Origin of the sequence: Microbacterium sp., from assembly GCF_031988965.1 — a bacterium.
In the GTDB taxonomy this organism is placed as follows: domain Bacteria; phylum Actinomycetota; class Actinomycetes; order Actinomycetales; family Microbacteriaceae; genus Microbacterium.
The window spans coordinates 20404-34537 of the sequence record NZ_DALZXX010000021.1 but is presented as its reverse complement, the minus strand read 5'-3'; the positions used below and the strand labels follow the sequence as shown (position 1 = coordinate 34537).

Here is a 14134-nt window from a genome sequence, read left to right as displayed (position 1 = left end):
GCCGCGCAGCTCGGCGGCCCGGGCGGGCAGCGCCTCGATCGGCTCGACCGCGACCTGCAGTTCGTCGGCCCATTCGGCGAGGCCGGCCGACGGGCCGACCCAGAGCTCGCCGTGCAGTGCGTTGCTGAAGAAACCGTCGTCGCCGGGGCGGAACGGCGCGGGCATGTAGAGCACCGCGTCGTGGCCGCCCGGTCGCGCCCACATCACGAGAGTCGCGTCTTCGGTCTGGCATCCGGTCGCCCATACGAAGCTGCTGTCGGCGCGGAAGCCGTACGAGGAGTCGTCGTTGCGCACCGGGGCGATCCCCGAGCTCAGCACCAGGGTCTGCCCCGGCATCGCTGCACTCAGGCGCTCGCGATGCGCGGCCGCGGCCTGCGCGGTGCCGGCGGGCAGGTCGGGTCGCGTCGGGACGTCATCCCACCCCTGCGCGATGAAGTCGCGGAAGGCGGGGATCTGGGCCAGCCTCGGGTACCGGGTTCCCGCGTACGGCGGACGTGCTCCGGTGGTCGTGTCGCTCATGCGCGCTCTCCTCCGCGGTCTCGGACGAGTTCTCGCAGGCGCGTCAGTGTGCGGCCCGATCCGATCCCGTCGTGTTCGTATTCGTTCGTCACCCAGTACTGCGCGTTGCCGACGCCCTCGAGCGTCTGCAGCTGCAGACCGGCGTCGACGTACATGTCGTCGAAGTAGACGATCGCCGCGACCGGCACCTCGTTGCTCTGCAGAGCAGCACGGTCGTACAGCGGCGACCAGTCGGTCTTCGCTGCGAGCCGGTCGACGGCGGCGCGGAAGCCGCGCAGAAGCCGCACCTCGTCGAACATCCACGGGAACGCCATCTCGCCCGTGAACAGCAGAGGTCGGCGGGACTCGTCGAACTGCGGACGTCGCTCGCGCTCGGCCTGCGCCGCCCACGCCGTCGCACCGCTCTGCTCGTCGCCGTAGATCGACTCCTGCAGAGTCCAGAAGAGCGGGTTGCCCGCGCTCGACGACAGCGCCATGACGTCCTGCAGAAAGCCCGTCGACAGCTCGCCGGGGCGCACGAACGCCTTCTCGACGAGCCAGTGCAGCCGCTCGAAGCCCGGCTGCATGCCGAAGTCGATGCCCAGCGACTGCCAGCGCATGACGGTCAGCACGTCGCCGTCGGGCAGGAGCACGTCGCCCGCGGCCAGCCGGTCGGCGATGCGCGCGACGGCGGCCTCGTCGTCGGGGAAGCGACGGTAGAACTCGGCCGTCTTGGTCTCGACCCGGTCGAAGGTGCGGCGGTACACCTCGCTCGCGCGCGGCGGCATGCCGGGCACTCCGCCGCAGACGTAGCTCGCCGTGAGCCCCTCGGGGGCGAACGACAGGTACGTCATGGTGATCCAGCCGCCGAAGCTCTGCGCGAGGGTCGCCCAGCGGCGTCCGTCGTACAGAGTCTCGCGCACGTGCTCGAGGTCGCGCACGATCGAGTCGGCGCGGAAGCACGCCAGGAAGTCGCCGCCCGCGTCGCCGCGCTCGGCGACGATCGCGGCATCCACCGGTGTGCTCTGCCCGGTTCCGCGCTGGTCGACGAGCACCACCCGGTAGTCGCGCAGCGCCTCGTCGATCCAGCCGTCGCGACCGAGAGGTCGAGGATTGGCGCCGCCCGGACCGCCCTGCAGGTACGTCAGCAGGGGACGGTCGGCGGTGTCGGATGCCGGGTCGACGAGCTCCCGCACGAACAGCTCGATCGTCTCGCCGTCGGGGGCGTTCCAGTCGAGCGGTGCCGTCGTGCGGTACTCGCGGACGCGGATGCCGGGCAGCATGTACTGCGCCGTCGCGGTGCGGGTCATCGGCCCTCCTCCGGGGTCGTGGGATCGGTCGGATGCTGCGGAGCATCCGGATGCTGTGCGGCGCGAGCCGCCTCGGCCGAGCGGCGCCGAGCATCCCACTCGGGGTTGATGCGCGGCACGGCCTTCAGCAGCGTCTTCGTGTACTCGTGCTCGGGGCGCTCGAAGATCGCGTCGCGCATGCCGGTCTCGACGATCGCGCCCTGCGACATCACGGCCACGCGGGTCGCGATCTGCCGCACCACGGCGAGGTCGTGCGCGATGAAGAGGTAGCCGAAGCCCTCGTCGGACTGCAGATCGCGCAGCAGGTTGATCACCTGCGCCTGCACTGACACGTCGAGCGCCGAGACCGCCTCGTCGCAGATGACGAGCTTGGGTCGCACGGCCAGCGCCCGGGCGATGCCGATTCGCTGCGCCTGACCGCCCGAGAACTGCGCGGCGTAGCGCTCGGAGTGCATCGGGTTGAGGCCGACGCGCTCCATGAGCTCACGGGTGAAGGCCCGCGCACCGCCGGGGATCTTGCGCCCCTGATACACGAGCGGTGCCGTCACCAGGCGTTCGACCGTGTGCTTGGGGTTGAGCGACGAGTACGGATCCTGGAAGATCACCTGCACGGCGCCGCGGAACTCCCGCAGTTCGCCGCCCTTCGCCCTGGTCACGTCGGCGCCTTCGAATTCGAGCGTCCCGGCGGTGGCATCCATCAGCCGGGCGACGAGTCGAGCCGTGGTCGACTTGCCCGACCCCGATTCGCCGACCACCGCGAGGGTCTCGCCGCGGTGCACCTCGAGCGAGACGCCGTCGACGGCCCGGAAGGTCTTCGAGCGGCCCAGGGGTCCGGCCGAGCCGGTGGGGAACTCCTTGACCAGATCCGTGCCGCGGAACAGGGGTGTGTCTGCGCGCGGGGCGGTCTGGGTGTGTGCGGATGTCTGGGCGTTCATCGTGCGCTCCTCCCGGTGTTCGGGCCTGCGCCGTCGCGGGGAATCGTGATCTCGGTCGTGCGCAGCACGCCGATCTCGTCGTCGATGCGCGGCACCGCGTCGAGCAGCCGTCGGGTGTAGTCGGCCTGCGGGTCGCTGAAGACCTGCTCGACGTCGCCGCGTTCGACGGTCTCGCCGGCACGCATCACGACGATCTGGTCGGTGACCTCGCTCACGACGGCGAGGTCGTGGGTGATGAGGATCAGCCCCGCGCCGGTCTCGCCGCGGATCTCGTCGAGCAGGTCGAGGATCTGCGCCTGCACGGTCACGTCGAGCGCGGTGGTCGGCTCGTCGGCGATGATCAGGTCGGGTTCCATGCTCAGCGCCATGGCGATCATGATGCGCTGACGCATGCCGCCCGAGAACTGATGCGGATAGTGGTCGACCCGGCGGGCGGCGTCGCGGATGTGCACCCGCTCCATCGCCTCGATCGCGACCGCCCGCGCCTGCCGCCGCGAGACTCCGCTGCGGTGCGACAGGTACGCCTCGGCGATCTGCGTGCCGACCTTGTAATAGGGGTTCAGCGATGAGAGCGGATCCTGGAAGATCATCGCGATGCGGTCGCCGCGGATGCGGCGCTTCTCGCGCTCCGGCATGCCGAGCAGCTCCGCGCCGTCGAACCGGACCGACCCGGTGGCCGTGCCGCCCTTGGGCAGCAGTCCCATGATCGCGAGGCTCGTCATCGACTTGCCCGATCCCGATTCGCCCACGATGCCGAGCGCGCCCCCGCGGGGCACGTCGAACTCGAGGTCCTTCACGACGCTGACCGGGCCCTGCGCGGTGCGGAACGAAACCGTGAGGTCGCGCACCGACAGCAGCGGACCGGCGTTCGAGGTCGTCTTCTCGGTGTCGCTCATGCGGTGGCCCCCGTCCGGACGCGCGGATCGATCGCGGTGTACAGCAGGTCGACGACCATGTTGCCGATGATCACGAAGAACGCCGACAGCAGGGTGACGGCCATGATGACCGGCTGGTCGTTGGCGGTGATCGAGTCGGCGGTGAGCTTGCCGACGCCGTTCAGGCCGAACACGGTCTCGGTGATCACGGCGCCGCCGAGCAGACCCGCGACGTCCATGCCGAAGATCGTGACGATCGGGGTGAGTGCGGGACGCAGCGCATGTCGACGCCAGACCAGACCGGGCTGCAGACCCTTCGCCCGCGCGGTGCGCACGAAGTTCTCCTGCAGGGTGTCGATCACGTTGGCGCGGGTGAGGCGCGTGTAGACCGCCGCGTAGCCGACCGCCAGGACGATCCACGGGAGGATGAAGTTGAGGAACCACTGCGCCGGGTCATCCGCGAACTTCACCGCCTGCGGGAACGGCAGCCAGCCGAGCGCCACGACGAAGATGAACTGCAGCGCCAGGGCGAGCACGTAGTTCGGGATCGACATCGAGCCGAGTGTGAGCCCGGCGAAGAACCGATCGAGGAACTTGCCCTCCTTCACCGCGCTGAGCACACCCGCGACGACGCCGCCGAGCAGCCACAGGATGGCCGCGCCGATCGCGATGGTCGCGGTGATGGGCAGGCGCTGCACGATCATGTCGCCGACCAGCTGGCTGGTCTGGAACGAGTAGCCGAGGCACGGAGCCGCGCACTCGACCGCGGCACCGGCGACCATGAAGGTGCGACCCGTGAACAGACCGCCGACGTAGCCCCAGAACTGGGTCCAGAACGGCTGGTCGAGCCCGAGGTTCACCCTGATCTGCTCGATGCGCTCGGGCGTGCAGTTCTTGCCGCAGATCTGCACGGCCGGGTCGGCCGAGAGCAGGAAGAAGATCGCGTAGGTGAACAGGGTCACCAGGAACAGCACGATGATCATGCCGAGCAGACGTGAGCCGACGATGCGGATCATGAGCGGGCCTCCCCACTGGTGGCGATGGTGCGGATGCGGTCGCCGAGGGTCGTGAACGACAGCACCAGGAGGAAGAGGAACGCGCCGGGGATCACGAAGTACATCGGGTCGACGGCGTACCACGGGGTCGCGGCGGCGATCATCTGGCCCCAGCTGGGAGTCGGGGGGACGACGCCGACGCCGAGGAACGACAGACCCGCCTCGGTGCCGATGTAGCCCGGCACGGCGAGGGTCGCCATCACGATGATCGTGGACTGCAGGTTGGGCAGGATCTCGCGGAAGATGATGCGCACGCTGGTCGCACCGGATGCCTTCGCGGCCTCGACGAACTCCCTCTCCTTGAGCGAGAGGGTCTGCGAGCGCACGATGCGGGCGAGGTACGGCCAGCCGAAGAGCGAGATGACGACCACGAGCAGGAAGACGCGGTTGTCGGCGGGGAGGGCCGACAGGATCGCGATCATGAAGATGAGGGCGGGGAATGCCATCAGGAATTCCATGACGCGCGAGATGACGAGGTCGACGAGCCCACCGAAGTATCCGGCGAGCAGACCCATCACGACGCCGATCACCGTGGTGAGCAGCGTCGCCGACAGGGCGACGGTCATCGAGACGCGGGCGCCGTAGGCGATGCGGGCGAAGATGTCTCGGCCGCTGCCGGGCTCGACGCCGAACCAGTGCTCGGCGCTGATGCCGCCGAACGGCCCGATCGGGATCGCGCCGAGGTTCGGGTCGATGGCCGACTGGTCGAACTGGTACGGACCCCATCCGCTCAGCATCGTCAGCAGCGGCGCGAAGATCGCCATGAGGATGATGAGCAGGATGTAGGCGCTGGAGAGCATGGCTCCCCAGTCGGTCACGAAGGCCCGGAACAGCCGCCGGCCAGAGGCCGGGGGTGACTCCAGTGTCGTTTCGAGACTGGAGTCACCCGCCGGCGTGGCTTCGGACTCGAGCGATGTCGAGCTGAAGGTCATGCTCAGCCCTTCGAGGGGTCCTTGAGACCGATGATCGTCAGGTCCGTCAGGCTGGTGCTCGGGTAGTAGCCGGCGATGTTCTCACCCGGCAGGAAGATGCCCTTGCTGAACACGAGCGGCGCGATGGGCGAGAGGCCCATGATCTGCTCGTCGAGGTCGCCCCACGCGGTCTTCGCCTCGTCGACGTCGGTCATCGCGCCGATCTCGTCGATGCGGTCGTTGATGGCCGGGTCGTTGATCTGGGCGAGGTTGGAGTTGCCCTTCTCGAAGATGTTCCGTCCGTCGAACAGCGGCGGGATGATCGTGCTGGCGCTCGAGGCCCAGTCCGGGCACCATCCGGTGATCGCAGCGTCATGCTGCTGCGAGGGCGTTCCGATGGTCTCGTAGTAGATCGAGGTGTCGATCACGTTGAGGTTTACCGTGATGCCGAGCGGCTCGAGAGCCTGCTGGATGGCCTCGGCCTGCCCCTGCATGAGCGGCTGCGAGCGGATGTCGAGCGTGAACTCGAACCCGTCGGACAGACCGGCCGCGTCGAGCAGCTCCTGGGCCTTCTCGGTGTCGCCCTTGTCGCCCTCGGACTCCCACAGATTGAAGTCCTTGAAGCTCGAGACCACCGGCGGGATGATCGTGTACGCCGGGTCGGCGAGCTGCGTGCCGCCTGAGGCGTTGACCAGTGCCGAGCGGTCGATCGCCCAGTTGATCGCGGTGCGCACGTCGGCGTTGTCGAACGGCGCCTTGGTGGTGTTCATCGACATGTAGGTCGTGCAGAAGGCATCCGCCGTGATCGCACGATCCTTGAGCTGCGGGGTCTGCAGTCGGGGCAGGGTCGCGGCGCTCACGGTGCCGGCGATCGCGTTCTGGTCGTTGCTCTGACCGGCGATCATGCGCTCGTCGATCGTGGCCGGGTCGATGCCGATCTCGATCTGCCAGCTGTCGGGGTACGCCTTGCGCACGTCATCCGTCGCGTCGTCCCAGTACTCGTTGCGCTCGAGCACGATCGAGCTGCCCGGGGTGTACTCGGCGAGCGTGTACGGGCCCGAGGCGACGATGTCCTTGATGAACTCGTCGCCGGCGCCGCTGCCCTCGGGGAACGGCACGGCGTTCGGCTGCGCGAGCACGTTGTCGAACTCGGGGAACGGCTTCTTGAGGTGGAAGACGATCGTCTTGTCGTCGGGGGTCTCGATGGTCGGCAGGTCACCCGAGACGTAGGGGCCCTGGTAGTCCTCGGGGGCGTCGATGACCTGACGCAGGTAGGGCGAGCCGATGCCGATCTGCGGATCCCACGACCGCGAGATGCCGAACTTCATGGCCTCCGACGTGATGGGGGTGCCGTCGTCGAAGAAGATGTCGTCCTTGAGTGTGTAAGTCCAGGTCAGGCCGTCGTCCGAAGCCTCACCGAGCGACGCGGCCAGGTCGGGGACGATCTTGTTCGGATCCTCGGCGTCACCGGCGGCCTGCATCGTGAGGCCGCGGTAGATGAGGCGGTAGAACGCGTTGACGCCGCCGTCGAACCCGCGGGCCGGGTCGAGGTACGAGAAGTCCGCGTTCTGCAGCATGTGGACGGTGCCACCGGTCTGCGGAGTGCCGTCGGTGCCCGGCTGCGAGGCGTCGGAGCCACCTCCGCCGGCAGAACAACCGGTGATGAACAGAGCGGATGCGGCTGCCGCGGCGATGAATGCGGGAAGCCTACGAGATGCGGTCACGAGACCAGACCTTTCTGTCGATTGCGCCATTGCGAATGGTTTCCATAGAACCCCATGACAGTGCAATGTACAACTGTACTGGTGGATCTTTTCTAGCCGAGGATCCGGCGACGCGGCCATCTTGTAACAGGATCGTCACGTGGGATGCGTCGAGAATCCGTCGACGATTCCCCGTGATCCGGGCTGTTCCGCCCTTCGGCCGTTGAGCGAGCCCGGCGCCGCCGAGCGAGACGAAACGCCCCACACTCCCGACATCGCCCCACGACGTTTCGTCTCAGGCGACTTCGTCGTCCTCGCTCAACGAACGACGCCGCCGGTCGTTCACCCGGCGCTCCCCCGGAGTTCATCTCCGCCGCCTATCTTGAGTGCGGTCGCGCGAACGCGGCTAAGAATCAGACAGATCGTTGTACACAAACCACAACATCGAGATACAGTCAGATCAGACATACCTCGATGACGAGAAAGGCGACCATGGTCGACATCCGAAAGAAGCGCTGGTCTCTCCTGGGCATCGCGGCCGTGGCGGCCGTGACCCTCACCGGATGCGCGGGCGGCAGCACCGAGTCCGACGGCGGCGGCAGCGAAGGCGGCTCCGACGAGACCCTCATCGTCTACACGAACTCGAACAGCGACGGCCGTGGCGAGTGGATCACCGAGCAGGCGGCGGATGCCGGCATCGACATCGAGATCGTGGGCCTCGGCGGCGCCGACCTCACCAACCGCATCATCGCCGAGAAGAACAACCCCGTCGGCGATGTCGTGTTCGGTCTGAACAACATGTTCTTCGAGCAGCTCAAGTCCGAAGAAGCGATCACCGCGTACGAGCCCGAGTGGAGCGGAGACGTTCCCGCCGACGCGGGCGACCCCGCCGACGGCGCGTTCTGGCCGCTCGTCGAGCAGGCCATCGTCACGGTCTACGACGAGAACAAGATTACGGATGCCCCCTCCGACGAGGAGGACCTCTGGACCGACGAGGAGTACGCGGGCCGCTACGAGGTCAACCCGGCGCTCGGCCAGGCCACCCCGCAGCTCGTGCTCGCCAGCATCCTGTCGCGTCACCTCGATGAGGACGGCGACCTGGGCGTCAGCGACGAGGGCTGGGATCTCGTGAAGTCGTACTACGCGAACGGCTCGCCCGCGGTCGAGGGCACCGACCTCTACGCCCGCATCTCGCGCGACGAGATCGACTACGGCGTCATCCCGTCGAGCGGCATCTCGGCCCGCGATGAGGAGTACGGCACCACGACCGGCATGATCGTTCCCGACTACGGCGTGCCGTACGTCACCGAGCAGATCGCGCAGATCGCCGGCACCGGCAACGAGGCCAAGGCCCAGGAGTTCATCGACTGGTTCGGCAGCGCCGAGGTGCAGGGCGAGTTCGCGGCCGAGTTCAACTCGATGCCCGTCAATGAGGGCGCGGTCGACAAGGCCAACGCCGAGGTCGTCGAGCTCATGGGCACCCTCGACCGTCAGGACATCGACTTCGGCTTCGTGAGCGAGAACCTCGGCGCCTGGGTCGAGAAGGTCACGCTCGAGTACATCGGCTGATCGAACCGGATCCTGCGAGAGAGACGACCGGAAAGACACCATGATCCGTTTCGAAGACGTCGAGGTCGCGTTCGGCGATCACCACGCGGTCTCGCATCTCGATCTGGAGATCCAGGAGGGTGAGTTCTTCACCCTCCTGGGTCCGTCCGGATGCGGCAAGACCACCGCCCTGCGAGCCCTCGCCGGGTTCGTCGAGCCGACCGGCGGGCGCATCCACATCAACGGCCGCGACGTGACGCGCGTGCCCAGCGAGAAGCGCGGCGTGGGCATGGTGTTCCAGAACTACGCGCTGTTCCCGAGCATGAACGTGCGCGAGAACATCGCGTTCGGACTGTCGATCCAGAAGACGCCGAAGGCAGAGCAGCGCCGCCGCGTCGACGAGGTCGCCGACCGCACCGGGCTCGCGCTCTCGCAGCTCGAGAAGAACGTGTCGGAGCTCTCGGGCGGGCAGCAGCAGCGCGTGGCGATCGCCCGCGCGCTCGCACTGACCCCCAGCATCCTGCTGCTCGACGAGCCGCTGTCGAACCTCGACGCCAAGCTGCGCGTGCAGCTGCGCGAGCAGCTGAAAGACCTGCAGCACGAGGTCGGCGTGACCACGGTCTACGTCACGCACGACCAGGAAGAGGCGCTGACCCTCAGCGACCGCATCGCCGTGCTCGATGCCGGCACCCTGCAGCAGGTCGGCACCCCCGAGGAGATCTACGACCGCAGCGCGACGCCGTTCGTCTGCCGGTTCATCGGCGAGAACAACCGCCTCAGCCCGGCGCAGATCACAAGCCTCGGCAGCGGGATGGATGCCACGGCGCAGACCTACGTGCGGCCCGAGAAGCTGCACCTGGCCGAGGCCGGCGAGAGCTCGACAGCATCCGCCTCACTCGACGGCACCATCGTCGACCGCACGTACCACGGCAGCCACAGCGTCTACACGGTGAAGGCCGAGGATGCTCCGCTGCGCGTCAGCGTGCCCGCTGCGGCGAACGCCCGCCAGTGGAACCCGGGCGACGCGGTGCGCGTCGATGTCGACCCCCGCTGGATTCTGCAGTACCCGGCGGCGTGACATGTCGGATGCGCAGAAGCCCCAAGACCCCTCAAGCCCCGCGGTCCCGCCCTCAGCGGCCGTGACCGGAGAAGCCGGCTCCTTGACGACCACCGCTGTCGTCGAGGGTCAGACGGCGGGACCGCGGCTCCGCAAGAGAGGTCGCCCGGGCAGCGTGCGGGCGATGCTCCGCTCACCGCTCGCCTGGATCACGGGCATCATCGTGATCTGGTTCGCGGCGGCCTTCCTCGTGCTGCCGAACGCCGCCCTGCTCGGGGTCACGTTCTTCCCCGACGGGCAGTTCAGCATCCGTGCCGTCGAGAAGCTGTTCGGCAGCGAGCGTGCGCTGAAGACGCTCGGCAACAGCTTCCTGCTCGCGATCACCCTGTCGATCACGGTCAACGTGGTCGGTGTGTTCATCGTGCTGGTGACGAAGTACTTCCAGGTGCGCGGCGCGAAGATCCTGTGGCTCGGCTACGCCACCACGCTGATCTACGGCGGCATCGTGCTGGCCGCCGGATACAACTTCATCTACGGCCGGTTCGGGTTCTTCACGAACATGATGGTCAACTGGTGGCCCGACATGGACCGCGACTGGTTCTCGGGATACTTCGCCGTCGTCTTCGTGATGACGTTCGCGACCACGACCAACCACATGCTGTTCCTGTCGTCGTCGCTCGGCAAGGTCGACTACGCGTCGATCGAGGCCGCGAAGCTCATGGGCGCCTCGACGTGGACGATCCTGCGCCGCATCGTGCTGCCCGTCATGAAGCCGATGCTGTTCGCCGTCACCGTGCTGACGTTCCTCATCGGACTCGGCGCTCTGACCGCTCCCCTCGTGCTCGGCGGGCCCGACTTCCAGACCGTCGCGCCGCTCATCATCGACCTGTCGCGCAGCCCCATCACGCGTGACATCGCGGCGCTCCTGGCGATCGTGCTCGGCATCGCGACGATCATCCTGCTCGCGGTGATGAACCGCTTCGAGAAGTCGGGCGTGTACTTCTCGGTCGCCAAGGTCGCGACGCCCATCCAGAAGCAGAGGATCCGCAACCCGTTCGCGAACGTCGTCGTGCACGTCGTCGCGTATCTGCTGTGGGTGATCTACCTGATCCCGGTCGTGCTGATCGTGATCTTCTCGTTCGTCGATGCGCGCAGCATCCTCGCCGGATCCATCACCTTCGACAGCTTCACGCTCGACAACTACATCACCGTGTTCTCGAGTGCCGCGGCGATCCGTCCGTTCATCGTCAGCGTCGTCTACAGCGCCGTGGCGTCGATCGTCGTGGTCGGCGGGCTGCTGTTCGTGGCGCGGATGCTGCAGAAGCACCGCAACCTGCTGACCACCGCGATCGAGTACGTGCTGCATATCCCGTGGATCCTGCCGATCGTGCTGATCGCGCTCGCCCTCGTGACCGCGTTCGACCAGCCGCGGGCGATCGTCGGAGGGATCGTGCTCACCGGCACGCCGATCCTGCTGCTCATCGCCTACATCTGCGTGAAGATCCCGTTCACGCTGCGCCTGCTCAAGGCCGGGTTCGCGTCGGTGCCCGATTCGCTCGAAGACGCCTCGCGCATCCTCGGGGCGAAGTCGCTCACCACGTTCCGCCGGGTGCTGATCCCGCTGGTGCTGCCGACGGCCGCGGCGATCACGGCGCTGAACTTCAACAGCCTGCTCGACGACTACGACGCGGCGATCTTCCTCTACCACCCGCTGTTCAAGCCGCTCGGTGTGGCTATTCAGGAGAGCACGCGCGGCGAGAACAACCTCGACGCGATGCCGATCACGTTCGTCTACACAGTACTGCTGATGATCATCATGGGTGTCACCATGTATCTCGTGTATGGACGAGGTTCGCGCGGCGGAGCGCCCCGCAAGAGCAAGAAGGCTCGCGCGTGAGTTCTGACGAGCGGCCCGCACTGCGGGTGACGATCAGCGATGTGGCGGCGGCCGCCGGAGTCTCCCGGGCCACCGCGACCAGGGCGCTCAAGGGCGAGGGGCGATTCGCTCCCGAGACCCAGGAGCGCATTCTCGCCGAGGCCGAGCGCCTCGGATACGTGCGCAACACGATGGCCGCCGAGCTCGCGGCCGGGCGCACCGGCACCGTCGGGCTGATGCTGCGCGACGCGAGCAACCCGGCCTACGGTCTGCTGTTCTCGCGGCTGCAGGATGAGGCGCACCGGCGCGGCCTCGACCTCGTGACCGTGACGATCGGCGCCGACGTGCAGGGCGCCGAGCAGGTCAACGCGCTGCGCCGACTCCTCGGCATGCGGGTCGCCGGGCTCATAGTCGCGACCGGTGGAATCACGGCCGCGCAGCTCGAGCCGTTCGCCGACCAGGTGCCGATCGTGCGCGCGGGGCGGGTCGAGACGGCGGAGCGGATCCACACCGCGCACTATGACGATCCCTCGCATGGACAGTTGCTGGCGTCGCACGTGCTGTCGCTGGGGCACCGTCGGGTGGTCGTGCTCGCCGGCGATGCGTCGGTGTCTTTCCCCGAGCATCTGCGAGCGACGGCGATGGAGTCGACGCTCGTCGCCGGCGAGGCGACGGTGACGCTGGTGTCGGCGGGGGCCGCGCCGACCGACGGAGTCGCTGAGGCACTGGATGCCGTGCGTGCCGGAGCCACGGCGGTGATGTGCGCGTCGGACTATCGGCAGCTCGCAGTCATGCGCGCTCTGCGTTCTGAAGGTCTTGCTGTGCCCGGCGATGTGAGCGTGACGGGGTGCGACGGCATCCTGCCCGGTGCTGACCTCTTGGGGCTCACGACGCTGCGGATTCCGGTCGAGGCGGTTGCTGCCGCGGCGGTGGAGACCATGCAGCGGTTGCTCTCGGGCTCGGATGCCGATGCCGTGCCCACCGTGCGGCAGCCGTTCGTCGGAACCCTCGTGCCCGGATCGACCGCCGCCGACATCTGACTTCTCATCTGTACCTGTACGTCGTCTCACTGGAAGAGAAATGATCCTCACCGAACACTCTCGCCCGTCGCACACCTTCGTGCACATCTCCGATACGCACCTTCCCGGCGAACGCTCGCCGCTGTATGGGAGTGGGGCGGATGCCGATGCGAACCTGTCTTCGGTGCTGTCGCGGCTTGTTGCTTCCGGGCTTCGCCCCGACGCGCTCTTGTTCACCGGGGATCTCGCGGATCGCGGGGATGCCTCGGCATATCGGCGGTTACGCGAGCTGGTGTTGCCGGCTGTGGAAGCGCTGGGGTGTGAGGTCGTGTGGGCCATGGGCAACCATGACGAGCGCGGGGCGATGCGGGCGGAGTTGGGGCTATCGGTGGAAACGCCGGTTTCCGGTACCGCAGGTCGCTCTTCGGATGCTGTGGTCGAGGTGCGGTGGTTCGGCGGGATGCGGGTGATCGTGTTGGATTCGACGGTTCCCGGTCAGCACTGGGGGCGGGTCGATGAAGCGCAGCTCTCGTGGCTGGCAGCCGAGCTGGCTACGCCGGCGCCGGAGGGTTCGCTGCTGCTGATCCATCACCCGCCGCTGCCGACGGTGCTCGACCTTGCGGTCACGGTGGAGCTGCGGGAGCAGGCGGCGCTGGCTGCCGTGCTCGCCGGGTCGGATGTGCGGGGGATCCTGTCAGGGCACGTGCATCACCCGTCGTTCGGGACGTTCGCGGGAATTCCGGTGGCGGCCGCGTCATCGAGCGCGTATGGGCAGGATCTGGCGCAGCCCGTCGGAGCTACGCGCGGGCAGGATGCTGCGCAGGGCTACAACCTCGTGCACGTGTACGACGGGACGATCGTGCACTCGGTCGTCGGGCTCGAGGTCGGGGCGGATGTCGGGGAGCCGGTCGCCGCGGACGAGGCCGGGCGGCGGATCGCCGGGCGGGGGATCACCTGGCGGGAGCGGGTCTAGTTCCACCCCGGTCGTTGAGCGAGCCCGGCGAAGCCGAGCGAGACGAAACGGTTCAGTGCTCGACTGTGACCTCGACGCTATGGACAGCGCACGACCCGGAGTCGTCACCGCAGTCGTCATAACTGCTCCCGCTGACAACTACCGACGCTTCTCCGGCGGGGAAGGACTCGGGAACGACGACCTCAGTCGAAAAGCTCCCGTCTCCCTCGACGGGGACGTCAACTTCTTCGGATCTCTCTCCCGAGGACGAAATCACGACGATTGAGTAGGCAGTCCCATCCTCGTACCCGAGATCACACTCAGCGGCTTCACTCTTGACCGTTAGGGACCCACCCGGGCGAACTCCCGTCGACGACGCCTCCAGTGGCGCAGGC

12 protein-coding genes are annotated in these 14134 nt (G+C 67.7%); 5 read left to right on the top strand and 7 right to left on the bottom strand.

The window, feature by feature from the left end; translation table 11 throughout:
• The 7 genes from RTM68_RS06885 to RTM68_RS06855 form a co-directional block, all read right to left on the bottom strand.
• On the bottom strand, positions 1–519 hold a 519-nt coding region (locus RTM68_RS06885; RefSeq protein ID WP_312169507.1), incomplete at its 3' end, for an aminopeptidase P N-terminal domain-containing protein.
• Complete coding sequence (locus RTM68_RS06880) at positions 516–1808, bottom strand: alpha/beta fold hydrolase (protein ID WP_312169505.1); 1293 nt, start codon at positions 1806–1808, stop codon at positions 516–518. The genes RTM68_RS06880 and RTM68_RS06885, both read right to left, overlap by 4 nt.
• Positions 1805–2743: an ATP-binding cassette domain-containing protein gene (locus tag RTM68_RS06875; RefSeq protein WP_312169503.1), complete on the bottom strand. Its 939-nt coding sequence runs from the start codon at positions 2741–2743 to the stop codon at positions 1805–1807. The genes RTM68_RS06880 and RTM68_RS06875 overlap by 4 nt, the downstream gene beginning before the upstream one ends.
• Positions 2740–3639, bottom strand: coding sequence for an ABC transporter ATP-binding protein (locus RTM68_RS06870; RefSeq protein ID WP_312169500.1), 900 nt, complete (start codon positions 3637–3639; stop codon positions 2740–2742). The genes RTM68_RS06875 and RTM68_RS06870 overlap by 4 nt, the downstream gene beginning before the upstream one ends.
• Positions 3636–4634 (bottom strand): ABC transporter permease, encoded by a 999-nt coding sequence (locus tag RTM68_RS06865; protein WP_312169498.1) that lies wholly within the window; start codon positions 4632–4634, stop codon positions 3636–3638. Before RTM68_RS06865 ends, RTM68_RS06870 begins: the two co-directional genes overlap by 4 nt.
• On the bottom strand, positions 4631–5605 hold the full coding sequence (locus tag RTM68_RS06860; protein WP_312169495.1) for an ABC transporter permease: 975 nt from the start codon (positions 5603–5605) through the stop codon (positions 4631–4633). Before RTM68_RS06860 ends, RTM68_RS06865 begins: the two co-directional genes overlap by 4 nt.
• A 2-nt stretch (positions 5606–5607) precedes the next feature.
• Positions 5608–7308, bottom strand: coding sequence for an ABC transporter substrate-binding protein (locus RTM68_RS06855; RefSeq protein WP_312169493.1), 1701 nt, complete (start codon positions 7306–7308; stop codon positions 5608–5610).
• Between the two features lie 471 nt (positions 7309–7779).
• On the opposite strand from RTM68_RS06855, the gene RTM68_RS06850 reads away from it, so the two are divergent.
• The 5 genes from RTM68_RS06850 to RTM68_RS06830 all read left to right on the top strand — a co-directional run bounded on the left by RTM68_RS06850 (position 7780) and on the right by RTM68_RS06830 (position 13760).
• The gene (locus tag RTM68_RS06850) at positions 7780–8856 is read left to right on the top strand and encodes an extracellular solute-binding protein (protein WP_312169491.1); all 1077 of its coding nucleotides are present in this window, start codon (positions 7780–7782) and stop codon (positions 8854–8856) included.
• Between the two features lie 40 nt (positions 8857–8896).
• Positions 8897–9913, top strand: coding sequence for an ABC transporter ATP-binding protein (locus RTM68_RS06845; RefSeq protein ID WP_312169489.1), 1017 nt, complete (start codon positions 8897–8899; stop codon positions 9911–9913).
• 82 nt (positions 9914–9995) lie between these two features.
• Positions 9996–11789: an iron ABC transporter permease gene (locus RTM68_RS06840; RefSeq protein WP_312169487.1), complete on the top strand. Its 1794-nt coding sequence runs from the start codon at positions 9996–9998 to the stop codon at positions 11787–11789.
• Positions 11786–12808, top strand: coding sequence for a LacI family DNA-binding transcriptional regulator (locus RTM68_RS06835; RefSeq protein WP_312169485.1), 1023 nt, complete (start codon positions 11786–11788; stop codon positions 12806–12808). The genes RTM68_RS06840 and RTM68_RS06835 overlap by 4 nt, the downstream gene beginning before the upstream one ends.
• Before the next feature lie 40 nt (positions 12809–12848).
• On the top strand, positions 12849–13760 hold the full coding sequence (locus RTM68_RS06830; protein ID WP_312169483.1) for a metallophosphoesterase: 912 nt from the start codon (positions 12849–12851) through the stop codon (positions 13758–13760).
• Positions 13761–14134: the final 374 nt, after the last annotated feature.